The 16,725-nt window shown below is 40.4% G+C and carries 11 protein-coding genes; 4 read left to right on the plus strand and 7 right to left on the minus strand.

Features of this window, described 5'->3' with window-relative positions; genetic code table 11:
* Positions 1 to 3 precede the first annotated feature (3 nt).
* The 7 genes from B3297_RS02890 to B3297_RS02920 form a co-directional block, all read right to left on the minus strand.
* Positions 4 to 774, minus strand: coding sequence for an ABC transporter permease (locus B3297_RS02890; RefSeq protein WP_070567418.1), 771 nt, complete (start codon positions 772 to 774; stop codon positions 4 to 6).
* Positions 767 to 1,672, minus strand: a complete 906-nt coding sequence (locus tag B3297_RS02895) for an ABC transporter ATP-binding protein (RefSeq protein ID WP_070567420.1) — start codon at positions 1,670 to 1,672, stop codon at positions 767 to 769. The genes B3297_RS02890 and B3297_RS02895 overlap by 8 nt, the downstream gene beginning before the upstream one ends.
* A 5-nt stretch (positions 1,673 to 1,677) precedes the next feature.
* Complete coding sequence (locus tag B3297_RS02900; RefSeq protein WP_286778391.1) at positions 1,678 to 2,949, minus strand: erythromycin esterase family protein; 1,272 nt, start codon at positions 2,947 to 2,949, stop codon at positions 1,678 to 1,680.
* Between the two features lie 220 nt (positions 2,950 to 3,169).
* A complete protein-coding gene (locus B3297_RS02905; protein WP_286776988.1) occupies positions 3,170 to 4,786 on the minus strand; it encodes a RagB/SusD family nutrient uptake outer membrane protein in 1,617 nt (538 codons plus the stop codon).
* Between the two features lie 9 nt (positions 4,787 to 4,795).
* Positions 4,796 to 7,909: a SusC/RagA family TonB-linked outer membrane protein gene (locus B3297_RS02910; protein ID WP_201639549.1), complete on the minus strand. Its 3,114-nt coding sequence runs from the start codon at positions 7,907 to 7,909 to the stop codon at positions 4,796 to 4,798.
* 402 nt (positions 7,910 to 8,311) lie between these two features.
* Positions 8,312 to 10,567 carry a GH92 family glycosyl hydrolase gene (locus tag B3297_RS02915; RefSeq protein ID WP_083296013.1) on the minus strand — a complete coding sequence of 752 codons (2,256 nt, stop codon included), beginning with the start codon at positions 10,565 to 10,567 and terminating at the stop codon, positions 8,312 to 8,314.
* A 98-nt stretch (positions 10,568 to 10,665) separates the two neighbouring features.
* Complete coding sequence (locus tag B3297_RS02920; protein ID WP_158638917.1) at positions 10,666 to 10,836, minus strand: hypothetical protein; 171 nt, start codon at positions 10,834 to 10,836, stop codon at positions 10,666 to 10,668.
* 145 nt (positions 10,837 to 10,981) lie between these two features.
* Here B3297_RS02920 and B3297_RS02925 point away from each other — a divergent pair, with 145 nt between their 5' ends.
* The 4 genes from B3297_RS02925 (at position 10,982) to B3297_RS02940 (ending at position 16,719) form a co-directional block, all read left to right on the plus strand.
* A complete protein-coding gene (locus B3297_RS02925; RefSeq protein WP_286778392.1) occupies positions 10,982 to 12,811 on the plus strand; it encodes a right-handed parallel beta-helix repeat-containing protein in 1,830 nt (609 codons plus the stop codon).
* A 33-nt stretch (positions 12,812 to 12,844) separates the two neighbouring features.
* Positions 12,845 to 14,446 carry a sulfatase gene (locus B3297_RS02930; protein ID WP_236560140.1) on the plus strand — a complete coding sequence of 534 codons (1,602 nt, stop codon included), beginning with the start codon at positions 12,845 to 12,847 and terminating at the stop codon, positions 14,444 to 14,446.
* A gap of 582 nt (positions 14,447 to 15,028) precedes the next feature.
* A complete protein-coding gene (locus B3297_RS02935) occupies positions 15,029 to 15,619 on the plus strand; it encodes an RNA polymerase sigma factor (RefSeq protein WP_075991593.1) in 591 nt (196 codons plus the stop codon).
* Between the two features lie 83 nt (positions 15,620 to 15,702).
* On the plus strand, positions 15,703 to 16,719 hold the full coding sequence (locus B3297_RS02940) for a FecR family protein (protein WP_075991592.1): 1,017 nt from the start codon (positions 15,703 to 15,705) through the stop codon (positions 16,717 to 16,719).
* Positions 16,720 to 16,725 lie beyond the last annotated feature (6 nt).

The following is a 16,725-nucleotide window of genomic DNA, read 5'->3' on the forward strand; positions in this document are numbered from 1 at the left end:
ACGTTAAAACTGCCCCTTTCGTTTAAATAGATAAAAGCTGATCAATAGAAATACAATAACCATCACCATGTTGCTATAGTCTAGTCGTGCAAAGGAATCATTCTCGGATAAGATATTCATTACCGCATTATAGGCACCTGTATAAGGGATAAAATCTGAAAAACTCTTCTGTGCGACAAGCACGGAAAAGACCAACATAAACATGCCTACTCCAATTGGGTAGATAAAACTTCTGAACAATAGGCTCAGTGCAAGCTGAATCATAGCGATAGCCGAGAGAGTAATAAAAAGTTTCAAAAACGTATAAAAGATTACGACCCTAAAATCATAATTCTGAAACCCCAGTACGGGGTAAAGCAGGCTGAGCAGATAACCACTGATCAGAAATGCAGCGTAAGCAAAAAGAATTGAAAAAAGTAATGTTAGTAGAATAAAGGTCGCTTTGGAAAAGAAAATATTCGATTTACTGATGGGCACAGTAAAGAGTATTTTATAATTGTTATTCTTATACTCCACATCACAGCAAGCATATACAAACAAAGCGACAAGAATGGGGTAGAGTAAATAAAAAAATTGAAATACATATCGACCCAATAAGACTTTCCAGGGATTGGGAATGGCGCTGGCACCACCCGAATCGACAATATCATAGATAATATAAGCGCTAATCGCAAAAATGAGCAGCATAGGTGCGATCAAGACCCCAAAAATTTCCCTGTTACGAAGAAGTTTGTACTTTTCAGACAAAAAAGCAGTATAAAATGTATTAGCCATTTGCACGAGCGATTAGGTTTATAAAAATTTGTTCAAGGTCAGCACCACGGGATTCCAGCCCATAAATAGCAATCTGCTGTTCAACCAATGATTTGATCACAAAATCAAATTGTTGATCATCCCCTATACTGACGACAACATTTTGACCATCGATCTTAACGGTAGAAAAACCTGCATTTTGCAAAATAGAAACTGTTGCAGCAGGATTGGATGTCCGTAAGAACACTTCTCGGTCAACCTGTCCCAGCAGCTCATGCTTAGTTCCTTGGAAAATCATTTTCCCACCTTCTATGATACCAATGTGTGTTGCTATTTTTTCAAGCTCACTCAAAATATGGCTTGAAAGAAAGATCGTCTTACCCTGTTCATTGAGGTGACAAAACAAGTTGCGCATTTCCACAATACCCTGTGGGTCGAGACCATTTAATGGTTCATCCAGAATGAGTAATTGGGGATCATGAAATATCGCCATTGCAATCCCTAACCGCTGTTTCATACCCATAGACAAAGCATTCGTTTTTTTCTTTTTCTCCCGATGAAGATCAACCATTTCCAACACTTCATCAATGCGTTTATTCCCTTTTTTATGAATGATATCCAAATACTTTAAATTTTCAAAAACGGTTAACTTAGTATAATAACAAGGCGATTCGATCAGGTTTCCAACATTCGTATAGATACGTGTTCGATTTGTCCTAAGACTATTTCCCTGAATAAAAATCGCATCTGTCCGGTCCTCCAAAAGACCTAAAAGTAGCTTGATTGTTGTCGATTTTCCGGCTCCATTTCGCCCGAGATAGCCATAAATACCCTTTTCTGGTACCTGCAGACTGATGTTATCCAGGATTGTTTTCGCGCCTATTTTAAAGCTAAGTTGTTTTGTGAGGATACTTTCCATTGGTGTTACCGGTAAATTGGATCTTTATTGATATCGATATAGAAAATGCCGTCGATAAAGTCGTGCCACCTTCTATCTTCATCAATCCCTTGATTGATGACTGAACTAAAATTCTGTTTTAAAATACTATTGTTGGACAACTCCCGAAGATCTAAAAAGAAATAAGGCAATTTAGTGGCATGAAATACATTTTCCACCGCCAACTTACCCACTCTATCGACAACACGGCCAGTTTTATCGTATCGTCCATAGGAAGTAAAGTCCAGGCTATATGCTTGAGCGCCATATTTACGCTTTATATAAGTCCCAATCGGCCGATAATCTTTATTGTATGGAGCAGAAAAGCTATGGATATTGGCACACCAGACGATAATCTTTTTGCCGGCGTAAAGCGAATCGATCTGATAGGTTAGATTTTCCGCCATCAGTGAATCTCTAAAATGCATGCTCTGCATCGACCCAGTTATAAAGCGCCAAGATTTGTCAAAGTTGTTTTTCATATCAGACAGATACCGACTATAGATCAAATGTTCTGAGTCTTTTACGCCGCTGCGGATCCTACGGTTCAACTCATCCAGTTCTGCCAGAAACTGTTTTTTTTCGTTCGCATTGAGCCGTTTACTGGCAAAAGGTTCATAAGTTAGATACTCCAGCCTGTTGCTATTTTTTTTCAATAAAGGATATTTGGTCGAATCTATGCTATTTTTAAGCAGGAAATCTTCCAATAATTTTACGCGTATATTTGATAAGCCCCTGCCTGAAAATTGGATATCAAATCCGCCGAGGATTATTGGACGCTCCGTTGATTTTGTTTTTTTATAATATGTTAAGAGGGGCTGATTTTCCTGATTTTTCCACCAGAAGTCAAATAGCCCAGTGCTGCCGATCGTTTTTTCCTGCGACTTATCCACTAGGGTGTCCATCTGTGCATTCATCATCCACATATCATACTGCCCTGCCTCATATAAAACAACATCATAATCCAGGTGTTCGTGGAGATAACGGATAATCCTGGCTTTTGCTTTAAAAGTTTCACCGTCATTGTGCATCATTTCGCCCAACATCAAGATTCTATTGTTTTTTAGCATAGCATCAAAAAACCTTAAATCCGAAAAATTACTATCGGTCATTGCGATACTTCTGACGTCTTGTTTATGACGATTTACTTCGGTCAATATTATCGTAGTGTTGGCTACGGGCATATCATCATAAACAAGTTTATTAAACGATAAGATTAGGATAATCGTTACCGCAAGTGCGCATAAAACACTTTTCATCTATCTCAGTTTATATAATTCATAATTGATCTGTCTACTGCGTATCGCGCTAAAGTAGGACATACTTAATATAAGATGATCATTTTTTCTTTTTCCACAAAAAATTACACAAAAAAATTAGAAATATAACATGACAATAAAAAGGCGGTTAAGTGAGTATATCACTTAACCGCCTTGCTTGCTTGCTTGCTTGCTTCGTAAAAAATATAGCGGCAGAAAATTAATACCCTACATTTTGTTTCAACGTTCCTTTACTGTTATCGATTACAGCTTGCGGAATTGGCCACAATTCATTTTTTCCAGCTTTGAACGATCTATTTTCAGAGAAAAAACGATCAGTTAACGAAGTATACGTAACTTTGCCTGTTTTAGGATCGACCGTACCTTTGGACAGCGCACCATTTACAGGACCATTCATTACGTCTTTGGCTATTCCCCAACGAATAATATCAAAGCGACGGCGTCCTTCTCCTGCGAATTCTACACGCAGCTCGCGACGTACCAACTCACGCAGTTTGCTCTGACCACTGTAAACTGCTTTATCTACTTTTGGCATCTTTGCGCGTAGACGAACCAGATCGATATTGTCATATACGCTATTATCAATGATCCCCAATTCAATCTTTGCTTCCGCATTTAACAAAAGCATTTCGGCATAACGCATCACAATAATGTTGGTACCCACGTTCCAAATGTTCGCATAACTGCTCGGATTTTGGATATATTTCTTATAGTTGTAAGCTGTGCTAGATGCATTATCTGGACCAGATGGATAATCTTCCGATTTCGGATTTAATGGATCGAAATATTTACCATTGTACAGTGCTCCTGGATAAACAATTGTTGCACTCAGGCGTGGATCTCTTTTTTCATAGGGATTGGCAGGGTCATAAGATTTCGACTCATCAATAGTCTGTCCATCGGCAGTTTCGTAAGCATCTACCAAGCTCTGTGTTGGTACAATAGACCCCCATCCTCCCATCGAATTAGGCAGCATAATACCGAGTGAAGTGTATCCTTGAACATTTACCAAATATTCGATATTCATCATAACCTCACTGTTGTTTTCATTTGCCTCTTCAAATAGGGTTGCATAATCATCGAATAATTTATAATTAGCCGAAGAGATGATCTCCTGTGTTGTATTGATGACATCCTGATATTTCTTTTCAAAAGCATAACAGCGAGCCAACAAACCAAGGGCGGCACCTTTTGACATCCGCCCGCCTCCCTTAGCAAACGACAAATCTGCTGCAGCTTCTTTCAATTCTTTTTCCACAAATTCCAATACTTCTTTTTGCGTATTTGCAGGCACGAACGAATTTTCTGTGGTCAAAGTTTTCGTAATGATAGGTACTCCCCCAAATAAGGTCGCCATATCAAAATACTTATATGCGCGTATGACGCGTACCTCAGCGGTCAGCCGTTTCTTTTTTTCAGCATTAACCGGCGATTTTTCAATATTTTCAAGGATATAATTAGCACGACGGATATGCTCGTACGTATAGCGTGCCTCTGCGTTTCCAGAGTTTGTCGGTGTTGCCGTCCCATTTCCCAAAGCTTGGAATCCTTCCCAAGGGAAATCACTATTGGAGTTATCCGAAGTACAGTCCATGTAAAAGATCTGTGTACCGTCTTCCCAAGCAGATCCTTCGGCCAGCTTACCGTCGCTTCCCCTTGTACCGCTGTACAAACCTGTTACAGCAAAATCGGTTTCTGCTTCCGTTTTCCAAAAATTATCGGCATTATATGCATCCAACGGTTCCTGATCGAGTTTTTGACAAGAGAACAATAAGGTGGCTACGCTCAATGCAATCGTTATATTTCTAAGTTTCATGATTTTCAATTAAAAGTTTACGTTAAGACCAAACACATTTGTTTTCACTTGTGGGTAGTAATTACCTCTTGAATCCGCTGGAGCCTCCGGATCAAATCCTTTAGCAAAACCAGTAAAAGTCAAGAGGTTTTGCCCACTATAGTATACCTTGGCCCCTTTAATACCGATTCTATCCGTAAACGTTTTTGGTAAGGTATAACCGAAGGTAATGTTCTTCAAGCGGACATAACTTGCATTCTGTATCCAAAAATCGGAAGGAGTGCCTGAAGGACTATTTTGTGACCAACTGGTCAATGCCCTCGGCATCGATCCATTTGGATTGGTCTCTGCATTGAAACGATCTGCAAAAATGGTTGTCGGTTTATCAGATCCCGAGATCCCGCCAATGGCTTCACCCCAAAGATAGCCCTGTACTTTAGCGGCCCCTTGGAAGAATAGGCTCAGATCAAAGTTTTTATAACTCATATTGGACGTCAGACCAAAGATGAATTTCGGATCAGGCGAACCTAGATATACACGGTCATTTCCATCGATTTTTTTATCGCCATTCTGATCTTTATAGATAATATCACCAGCACCTACAGTTCCATTTACGCCTTGAATGCCACTGTTTTTATATTCTTCATCCGAACGATAGATTCCTGCTGTTTCGTAGCCATAAAACGAACGGATTGGTCGGCCCTGCTCATAGATATAGAAAGTTCCATTGACCTGTGGTTCGTCGCTCGCCCATTTTTTAATCTGGTTGTTGATATAAGAACCGTTTGCGGCAATGCTATATTTGAAATCTCCGATACTATTTTGATAATTTACTTGTAGCTCTACCCCATTATTTTGTACTTTCCCTGCATTTTGGTAAGGTGCTGGAAGACCATATAAGTTCGATACAGGCAGTTTTAACAATACCCCATCAGTTTTACGGTCAAAGTATTCAAATACAAAGCCTAGATTATTTTTGAAGTTCAGGTCCAAACCAATGTTGGTGCTTGTCGTTGACTCCCATTTTAATATTGGGTTTGCCGATTCTACGATGGCTCCACCGGAACTGATCTCACCACCAAAAGAATAGTTATAACCAGGAGAAATGGTAAATAAGCCTGGATAATAAGCGTCTGAAGAAGGATATGAATTGTCTGATGTTGCCGCTAATTGTTGGTTTCCTAGTTTACCCCAACCGCCCCTTAATTTCAATTCTGAGATTACATCAGACAACGAGGATTCTTTAAAGAAATCTTCCTGAGAAATACGCCATCCTGCTGAGAAAGACGGGAATGTACTCCAACGATTGCTTCCCAAGAATCGCGATGTTCCATCACGTCTCACATTGGCTTCCAATAGGTACTTATCCGCAAATGCATAATTGATACGACCGAAGAAAGAGCGTAATATTAGCTTTTTGGCTCCCCCATCGACTTTCATTCCGTCTTTGCTGCCCAAATTCAGTTCTGAAAAATCATTATTTAAGAAACCTTGTGCATAAGCACTGGAGTAATCCGCACGGAATGTTTCATCCATAAAACCACCTAAAACATTGATCTGATGGTCACCAATCTTTTTGTCATAGGTCAACAAGGTTTGAAAAGTCAATCGTTCAGATTGAAAGTTGTAAACAGTCAGATTATTCACCCCTTGCTTAGGTCCCAAATCACCGTTCGGTGCATAGTATTGGATGTCTTTGACGAATTTGGAAGACATATTGTCGATCGGTTGAAAGCCAACAACTTGTTTGATCTTCAATCCATCCATAATCTTAAATTCACCGGAGAAATTGACCTGCGTATGTTTATTGATCATATTGTCCTTTGCCTCCAGATCCATCCAAGCGATTGGGTTACCGTCGCTACCACGACCATACACACCATTGCTATATTTGTATGGAATAAAACTAGGAATACGATTTACCTGTCTAAAGATCTGTGCCATGTCACCTGTATAAGGGTTTACGGGTTCGGTAATACGTTGATAGTTATACGCCAGCCCTAAATCAAATCGAAGCCTGGAAGACACTTTTGCCCCCACATTTGTGCGTAAATTATACCGGTCCGAACTCGCTACTTTAATAACACCTTTCTGCCCTAGATAGCCTCCGGAAGCCATATACTGCACATCTTCTGTTCCTCCTGTAACCTGCAAATTATGCGATTGCTGGAAACCTGACCCTTTATACAACAACCCTAACCAATCTGTATTGGGATGACCGTCCGGATCAGATCCATTTTTGAAAAGTTCTAGATCCTGCTGGGAGAAACGCTGCGTCTTCCCTTCATTTTTAAGAGCCTCGTTTAAGATGACAGCATGGTCATAAGAGTTCATATATTCCGGTAGACGTGTTGGATCCTGAATACCGGCATAGCCTGTATAATTCAATTGCGGCTTGCCACTACCGCCCTTTTTCGTCGTAATCAAGATAACGCCGTTTGCAGCCTTAGATCCATAAATTGCTGCACTAGGTCCATCCTTCAGTACCGAAACACTTTCAATATCGTTGGGGTTGATGTTATTCATCGAGCTTTCTATTCCATCGACAATAACAAGCGGATTTGCATTATTGATAGTACCTAGGCCACGGATTCGGATCGTACCGTTGTCTTTACCGGGCTGTCCTGAATTTTGAGTAATTGTTACACCCGAAAATTTACCCTGGATCGCTGAGGATACATTTGTAACGGGACGGTCCTGTAGATCCTTTGACGTGATCGCCTGTACAGCACCAGTTAGATTTACTTTCTTTTGTTTAGCGAATCCCACAACGACCACTTCCTCCAAAGCCTCATTATTACTTTCCAGCTGAATTGATAGGGTCGTTCCTGTAACTGTCACTTCTTTGGTTTTGTAGCCAACGCTGCTAACAAGCAAAATATCTCCCGCTTTAGCTCGAATTGCAAATGTTCCCTTTGCATCTGTCGATGTCGATACCGATGTCCCTTTGACCGAAACAGTCGCAGCCGCAAGAGGACCATCTTCTGCGGTTACTTTCCCGGTAACTTGGTTCTGAGCGGCCTCTTTTGCTGTATGTTTAAATGCAATCGGCATTTCTTCGGCCCACAAATTTTGCGAAGACGCAACAAGAAGAGCAATAGCAAGCAGGCTTACCTTTTGGTTACTTGTAAATTTTGAAATCATAATTAAATAGTTAGTAAAATTGAGTCTGTCAGTTTAGTATTAGAGTGACTGGTTCAGTACGTTAAATTAGAGGGATATTTTATGGGAACAAAACAATGGTGTCACGAAATCGATTGCGCAAATAACGCAATCGATTGTCTTTTATTTATTGAAATTCACTTTGTCACTTTTTTAGTATAAAAAACAATGCAACCGGCTGCATCCAAGCTGAAACGCTGTTGTTATATTAAAAACAAATACTTATATGTTCCATTAATACTTTATTAATGGACTATTAATTGGGTTAATTGTAAATAGCTAATGGAAAACAACTATCTATAACAAAAGCGCTGTGGATCGATGATCAACAGCGCTTTTTACTTTTTTACTTTCTGGCGTGATTATGCTGGTAAGCAAGCTATGTTAGTTTCCCCAATTTCGATTTGCTCTATCCCCCATCACAAATTCCAATGTGCCACCTTTCAGCACGTCGGCATGGGTCAGCTGTGGAACGTTCAGCGGCTGCCCATTTAATTTCGCCGATTGAATGTATTTGTTTTTTGCAGATGCATTCTTGCCGATAATTACAAAAGACTTGCCATTAGGAAGCTGCATGCTCACTTTCTGGAAAAATGGAGAGCCGATGCTGTAGGAAGTCAGACCTGGTGTTACAGGATAGAAGCCCATTTGGGAAAAGACCACAAAAGCTGACATCCCTCCACCGTCTTCATCGCCCGGTACCCCCATAAGATCGTTTCTAAACCACTCACCGATCAGTTTATGTATCCGTTTCTGTGTCATCCAAGGTTGTCCGGCGTAATTGTAGAGATAAGGAATATGCAAAGCCGGCTCGTTCGCCATGGAAAATTGTCCAACATTACCTGTATGATCGGGAAGCTGCGCATAAAAATCAAATTTCGACCGACCCAAAGGTTGCTGAAACATCTCATCAAGGTATTTGACAAACAATTCATTTCCCCCCATCAATTTGATCAGATCCGGAATGTTGTGCTGTACATCCCAACGATATATCCACGCATTGTTTTCACCATAATACTCCCGTGCTCCCTGTCCGCCAGAAAACACATAATCAAAAGGCATGATAAAATTTCCTTTGTCATCTTTGGGATGGAAAAATTTGGTCTGTTCGTTGAAAAGATTTCTATAATTGAAAGATTGCTTCATAAAGAGATCATAGTCAGCCTGGTTACCCAATTCTTGAGCAAGCTGTGCCAAGCACCATAAGTCGTAAGAGGTACCCAAGGTTACAGCGACAGGCTGTCTCCGTTCAAAACCGTTTACTTCTGGTATCGTTTCTTTCTCACCTGGATATAATGCTGGAATATAGCCTTTCTCCTTAAAAAATTCGTCTAATTTCCCCGCGGCTTTTCCCGACCAAGGAGCTAGCGTCTTTTCTGTAATCGCACCTTTTGCTGCCAGATAGGCTTTCTTGATGTCAAAATTACGTACTCCTTTGCGGTAAGCATCCAACAAAGTTGCTACACCATGATTGGAATTCATCCGTCTACTATCACCTGTAATCTCAGGGAAAGTAGGTAACCAAGGCTGCTCCATCTGTTCAGACATCCGGACAAAAGAATTGAGGATCAAGGATTCTGTGCCAGGCTCTAACAGTACCCGCAATGGATGATGTGCCCGGTAGGAGTCCCAGATCCAGTCATCGGTAAAAAAAGGTTTGCCCTCGTCCTGATGGACCTTACCGTCGAACGCACTATAATAACGGCCATCCTCAGAAATATTGACTGGCCTTTCGTAGGTGCGGTATAAGGAGGTATAAAACACATGTTTATTGGACTCATTGTCGCCTTCCACGGCAATTTTACCTAAAGCGTCGTTCCATATTTTACGGCCTTTTTCAGCCAGCTTCTTTTGATCAAAGTCGCTGATTTCACGCTTTAAATTGGCTTTTGCCTGTGCGACATCGATAAATGAAACACCATATTTCATGCGCAAGCTAGTCCCTGCCTGATTGAACTCCAATACCATACACGAATTCTTACCAACAGCTTCTGTTGCATTTTCAAGTTGTTGGCCTTGCAGTCGCTTTACCGCAACAGGCTTGGATTCGGGAATAGCATAAATATACACATGCGTTCCATTACCAATATCCTGTGTACCCGAAAGTCCCTGTCCGTCCCATTGAAGTTTTCCTTCCTGCGAGTTGAACTGAAGATATTTTGTAGAAGTTGTTGGAAACGTAAAGGTATACATCCCCGACTGATGCGACAGCGCATAGTCTACCTGAATATTCTCCTGATCCAACAGCACCGAATAGGCATACGGATGTATTTCCTCCTGATCGTAACTATACAGTTGTACCGGTTTCAAACTGCCTGGCAATTTCACCATGGGACTAAGATTGAATGCCGATTTTCCACGATGGCTGGTAACGATAAGCGGCAGACCGAACAGACGGTCTGACGTATAGTCTCCACGCTCAGGATAAACGCGCAAAAGGCTGTTTGGCAAGTGGACTGTTGGATAGGTTGGCACCAATAAATGGCTGATGTTGCCCATATAAGGATTGACATAGTCAACATAATCTTTCGTCATTTTAGCCTGGGAAAAACCTTTTAGCATATTGACCGAAAGAAGAGAACAACAACATATTGTGCGTAACAATGTATTGGTTTTACGTTTGATATTCTTCGTTAGCATTTTAAACAATTAAGTATTTGATGGTTTAAGGGCGAAACAGTTGTTCCGCCCCCTAAAGTTAATTTTTTTTGGCAACATATTGTCTTCGCGCCCATCGATTATTTGGGACCTGTCAATAAATCAGTCTGCTTTACCTTCTTGATACTGCCGTCCTTGTTGTACTCCAAGCGGTCTACGCAGATGGAATGAAGCCCATCGTTGAATTCGCCATTTTTTTGTGACAATTCACTGTGATGGTAAAAAGCATACCATTTACCTTTGAACTGCAAGATAAATGTTGATTGATGTAGTGCGTAAAAAAAACGCTACGCTTTACGACTTAATTTGGATGTTGAACGATTATCCCTATATTCGACAAGCCAATCCCATAGGGAACTTGTGCGATATAAACCAATTTATCAATAGCAGGACATCATGAACATCCTAAAACCTTATTTACTTATCCTTCTCCTACCATTTATTTATTTTGACAGCCTTGCACAGTCCGCAACGAAGAGTATCGATCTTTCCACCTATGGTGTTGTTCCCAACACGGGCACAAATAGTACGGCATTGGTCAATAAAGCTATTCAATCCATCTTCAGCAAGATTGGCAAGAAACAACCTATTATTTTAAAATTCAAAAAGGGACGTTATGACTTTCATCCAGAAGGGGCGCTAACCCGCGAATACTACATCTCCAATCACGATCAGGACAACCCCAAAACCGTAGGTATGGCATTTGAAAATTGCGACAACATCACAATTGATGGACAAGGATCAGACTTTATCTATCATGGACGCATGTTACCTATCGCATTGATCGAGAATAAAAACCTCACGTTGAAAAATATCCACATCGATTTTGAGCGCCCTCAGATCTGCCAGGTCAAGATTTTACAAAACGATACAATCAACGGTACAATTACTTATCAAACTGCACCTTGGGTAACCTATACGATCAAAGACAGCATATTTTACAATACCGGTGAAGGCTGGCAACTGAGACCGACATCGGGGATTGCCTTTGAAGAAAAGACCAAACGGATAGTCTATAATACAAGCGATATCCGCGTGGGCACAACCAAAGTGAAAGAGCTCTCTCAGGGTATTATTCAAGCGCAGCAATGGAAGAATAGCAAGCTTATACCGGGTACCGTCGTTGCCATGCGCGCGGGATTTCGTCCCAGTCCGGGCGTATTTGTCCATAAAGGAAAAAATATACGACTTGAAAATATCGCCGTCCATTACGCCGAAGGCATGGGTTTGCTAGCTCAATTAACGGACAACATCACATTGGAAGGTTTCCGAATTGCACTTCGCAGCGATCAGGATCCGCGTTATTTTACAGCTCAGGCCGACGCAACACATTTTTCGGGTTGCAAGGGTGTTATTGTATCGAAGAATGGACTGTATGAAAATATGATGGATGATGCCATCAATATCCATGGCACCTACCTGAAGATCACCAAACGACTAGACGACAAAACATTGATCGGTCGTTATATGCACGATCAATCCTACGGATTTGACTGGGGCTACCAGGGGGATACGGTCCAATTTATCCGATCCAGTACAATGGAACTCTGGGACCAGAAAAATAAGATCCAATCCATTAGCGTTTTACGCGAGAAAGCCTCAGAGCCAATCCGCGAATTCAAAATCACCTTAAGTACTGCTTTGGATCCAGCTATTGACCCAACAAAAATGGATATTGGCATCGAAAACCTCACATGGACTCCAGGTGTACTATTTAGCGGCAATACCATTCGTCACAATAGAGCCCGGGGAGCTTTATTCAGTACGCCAAAAAAGACCCTGGTAGAAAACAACCTGTTTGATCATACTTCAGGTACAGCTATTCTCCTGTGTGGCGATGCCAATGGTTGGTACGAAACGGGTAGCTGCCACGATATTCAAATCCGGAACAATACTTTTATCAATGCCTTGACCAATATGTTCCAATTTACCAATGCGATTATATCGATCTATCCAGAAATTCCGGATTTAAAAAATCAGCAGAAATACTTCCATAGCCATATCGTCATCGAAGACAACCGCTTTGAAACCTTCGATAAGCCTATTCTTTACGCCAAATCAGTCAATGGATTGGTCTTTCGCAACAATCAAATCAAGACCAATAAGGAATATCCTGCATTTCATTGGAATAAAAAGCCCTTATTTTTTGAACGTGTCGCAAATAGCATTATTTCAAACAATACGGTAAATGGCAAACAAAGTGATTTAGAAACATTGGATCAATAACAAGTCCCGATATTTAAACTATAAACTGTCCCTATGTTATTTCGCAAAAACAATTCATCGTTCACCCTTGCGGTGTTATTCATGGGTATGTGTGTAGGAGGCCATGCGCAAACTGTCAACCGAACAAAAGTTAAGCAGAAGCACCAATCGGTATCCACAACAGAACGCCCCAATATTGTCGTGTTTTTTGTGGATGACCTCGGTTGGCAGGACATGTCCGAACCATTTTACAAGGTCAAAACACCGATCAACGAAAAGTTTCATACCCCCTATCTGGAAACATTGGCCAAAGAAGCCATTAAATTTACCAATGCGTATGCGACACCGGTGTGCACACCTTCCCGGGTGAGCTTTCTGACCGGTTTAAATGCTGCTCATCATCGTGTCACCAATTGGACCCATCCTAAAGCTGACACCCCGACCGATAGCAAAGATGAATTGTTGAATCCACCGGATTGGAATATCAACGGACTAAGCCCTGTACCCAAAATACCACATACGATATATGCTACTCCATTTCCAAGCATCCTTAAGGCCAATGGTTACTATACCATTCATGTGGGTAAAGCACATTGGGGATCTGCCGGAACACCTGGTGCCAGCCCTTTAAATTTGGGTTTTATGGTCAATATTGCAGGACACTCCGCTGGGCATCCACAAAACTACTATGGCGAGCAGAATTACGGAAACCTTCCTGGTAAAGCAGGTTATCAGGCAGTTCCCGACCTTATGGAATATCATGGCACATCCACATTTCTAACGGAAGCCTTAACCCGGGAGGCGCTGAAGGCACTGGAGGAGCCTATACGCCGTAAGGAGCCTTTTTTCCTTAATTTTTCAAACTATGCGGTGCATGTCCCGATCCAACCCGATCCACGTTTTGTGCAAAAATACCTCGACCGTGGCTTAGATTCCACTGAAGCAGCTTATGCGTCACTGGTCGAAGGTTATGACAAAAGTATGGGTGATATCGTTCAATTTCTTAAAGACAAAAACCTATACGATAACACCGTCATTATTTTCCTTAGCGACAATGGCGGACTAAGCCTAAGCCCTATGCGCACCGGACCAAGCCATACACAGAACCTGCCATTAAAAGCTGGGAAAGGGTCGGTTTACGAAGGTGGAATCCGGGTTCCTCTGTTGATCAAACAGGCCAAACAGCACCCTGCAAGCACAGATGCTACCCCTGTTATGGTCGAAGATCTCTTTCCAACGATTCTCAGTTTAGCCAAAATAGATCACTATCAGCTCGTACAGGAAAAACCAGATGGAAAAAATCTTTTGCCATTAATGGAAGGCAATAGGTCCGACAATTGGAACAGCCGTCCATTGGTATGGAATATTCCCAACAAGTGGACAGTGCCAGACGGCCCTGGAATCAACTTTTTCTCGGCAATAAGACAAGGTGATTATAAGTTGCTTTACGATATGAAAAATGGGAAGCTTGAACTTTATAACCTCCAGCAAGATATCGGTGAGCTCAACAATCTTGCCCCAAAAATGAAAGGAAAAACCAGCGAGCTCAGCAAGTTACTTTCGGATATGCTCCGCACGTGGAAGGCTCAGTTACCGACCTACAAAGCTACAGGACAGCAGATCCCCTATCCTGATCAAATTAAGCCGATGGATTAAGGGGCCTGCTTTGATGACTTATACAGCGAAGCCCCGATACAACGAAGCCCCGAAAGTACATATCGGGGCTTCGCTGGTTTATCCTCTCCTTCGAAGATACGATTTAGCAAAATCTGTTGCTATCCTGACAACTATCCTTTTTTTTCTTTTTTTGCAGATTCAATCAGTTCACGCATTTCTAATTTAATGAACATTAGGGGTCTTTTATTAATTTAAAATATTATTAAACCTTGACAATAAAAACCGAATTTTTTATAGCTCTGCAAGCATAAAACAAGATAAATTTCAGTACTCATCCAAAAACAAATGTACTTTTGACTATTTATTCGAAAAATTAAAAGTGAATTCTATTTTAATTTTATTCAACCTAATTTTGAGTTAATTACGGCTCAAAAACCAATTTCTTATGAATATAAGCCCAAATGATGATGTCAAATGTTTAATGAATTTCAAAAGATTAAACACAAAAAATAAAAAATACCTATAGATCTTGACCTTATTTAATAAAATCTGTAATATTGAAAAAAAGTTACATTCCTCAACCCTACCAATCTAAGGAATTCAACTTCACACTATCATATCATGAAAAACGATAAAGATCCAGCTCATAATGATGCAAGCTTGTTAGCTAGGCTCCGAGAAGGCGATTTAGAGGCTTTCAATATTTTGTATGATAAATATTGGTCTTTACTTTTAGATGAATCTTACAAAAGACTCGAAGATTTAGCTTCCTGTGAAGAGATTGTTCAGGATGTATTTATTGAACTTTGGGAACACTGTCCCAGTAGAGAGATTCACAACCTGAAATCCTACCTCATTGCATGCATGAAATACAAAGTCTTTGAAACCTATAAGAAAAACAAACGCAGAAATATCCTTATCGAAGAAAATCATCACCTTTATCGAAGTTATGAAATTCTGGAAGGAGATCAGTATGCCGAAAAGGATTTAAAATCTTTAATTGAACAATGGGTAGCCCATCTCCCACAAAAAAGAAAAGAAATCTTTAAAATGAGATACTTAGATGGACTTACCACAAAAGAAATTAGTGATTTGACAGAAACTTCCCAAAATACAGTTCAAAATCACCTCGGAGTATCAATTCAAAAATTAAAAAAACTTGTTATCCAACATTTTTTGACGCTACTCATAATTTTATACAACTGTAAATAAGTAAATTACAAATAAACACCAATTTAGACTAGTACATTTTTTCCTTTTAGGGGCACTATTTAAGTGAACATTGTACTAATCATATGCAATATCCTAACCAAGAGCTCGAAAAGCTAATTGACAAATACTTAAAAGGCGAAGCCAATTCGGAAGAAATGGACGTCGTGGAACGTTTTTTCGATTCATTTTCATCCCGACCGAATTTAATCAAAACACTACCCGATCATGTACAGAAAGCACTCAAAGCACGCATTCATGGCAGAATTATAAAGAAACTGACTCGGAGGAATCAGAAAACATTCAATTTCCCTAGAATTGCAGCAGCTGCAGCTATCCTCTGTATCGCTTTTACAGCTCTTTATCTTTACAAAATTGCGCAACCAAACAATCGAGAAATTACGCTAACAAACGGACAACAGCAGCGAATTGTTCTAGAAGATGGTACAAAAGTTACACTTAATGCTTCGAGCAAAATAATCTATCCCGCCTCATTCAAAGATTCCAGCACACGTGAAGTTACTTTGATTGGGGAAGCATTTTTCGATGTCGCCAAAAATCCATCCAAGCCCTTCCTTATTCATACACCAAGAATGGAAATTAGCGTACTGGGAACCGCTTTCAATGTGCGCGATTATGCCGAAGAAAATAATGCCCAAACAGCTTTGGTACGTGGCAAAGTATCCATCTGGAAAAAAGGAACTGACAATCAGAAATTTATATTAAAGCCCAAAGAAAAGTTTGTGATCAGAAAGGTATATGGAGTTGAAAAGGAATTCCCATCTACAACTACTAAAACCGCATCGGCTCCTATGGCAATAGCTATTCAGCCATTTTCCATCTCTGAAAAAGACGGATCCGCGTTAGAAACCGAATGGTTATTAAATCGGATTACCATTCAAGATGATAGATTACTGGATATCGCCTTAAAACTAGAACGCATGTATGGCGTGGAAATTAAAATTACAAACAAAGCAGTTGCTAACCAACGCTATTCAGCAACATTCGAAAACGAACAACTAGAAAATATCCTAAAAGCATTACAAACTGTCAATTACTTTCAAATTAAAAAAACGGGGAAAAATCAAATACAACTACTCTAAAAACAA

Origin of the sequence: Sphingobacterium sp. UBA3519 (genome assembly GCF_002377215.1) — a bacterium.
Lineage (GTDB): Bacteria > Bacteroidota > Bacteroidia > Sphingobacteriales > Sphingobacteriaceae > Sphingobacterium > Sphingobacterium multivorum.

Excerpts from the sequence above, each read along its gene's own strand:
- B3297_RS02890 (WP_070567418.1), bottom strand. The coding sequence starts at position 774 with ATGGCTAATACATTTTATACTGCTTTTTTGTCTGAAAAGTACAAACTT.
- B3297_RS02895 (WP_070567420.1), bottom strand. The coding sequence starts at position 1,672 with ATGGAAAGTATCCTCACAAAACAACTTAGCTTTAAAATAGGCGCGAAA.
- B3297_RS02900 (WP_286778391.1), bottom strand. The coding sequence starts at position 2,949 with ATGAAAAGTGTTTTATGCGCACTTGCGGTAACGATTATCCTAATCTTA.
- B3297_RS02905 (WP_286776988.1), bottom strand. The coding sequence starts at position 4,786 with ATGAAACTTAGAAATATAACGATTGCATTGAGCGTAGCCACCTTATTG.
- B3297_RS02910 (WP_201639549.1), bottom strand. The coding sequence starts at position 7,909 with ATGATTTCAAAATTTACAAGTAACCAAAAGGTAAGCCTGCTTGCTATT.
- B3297_RS02915 (WP_083296013.1), bottom strand. The coding sequence starts at position 10,567 with ATGCTAACGAAGAATATCAAACGTAAAACCAATACATTGTTACGCACA.
- B3297_RS02925 (WP_286778392.1), top strand. The coding sequence starts at position 10,982 with ATGAACATCCTAAAACCTTATTTACTTATCCTTCTCCTACCATTTATT.
- B3297_RS02930 (WP_236560140.1), top strand. The coding sequence starts at position 12,845 with ATGTTATTTCGCAAAAACAATTCATCGTTCACCCTTGCGGTGTTATTC.
- B3297_RS02935 (WP_075991593.1), top strand. The coding sequence starts at position 15,029 with ATGAAAAACGATAAAGATCCAGCTCATAATGATGCAAGCTTGTTAGCT.
- B3297_RS02940 (WP_075991592.1), top strand. The coding sequence starts at position 15,703 with ATGCAATATCCTAACCAAGAGCTCGAAAAGCTAATTGACAAATACTTA.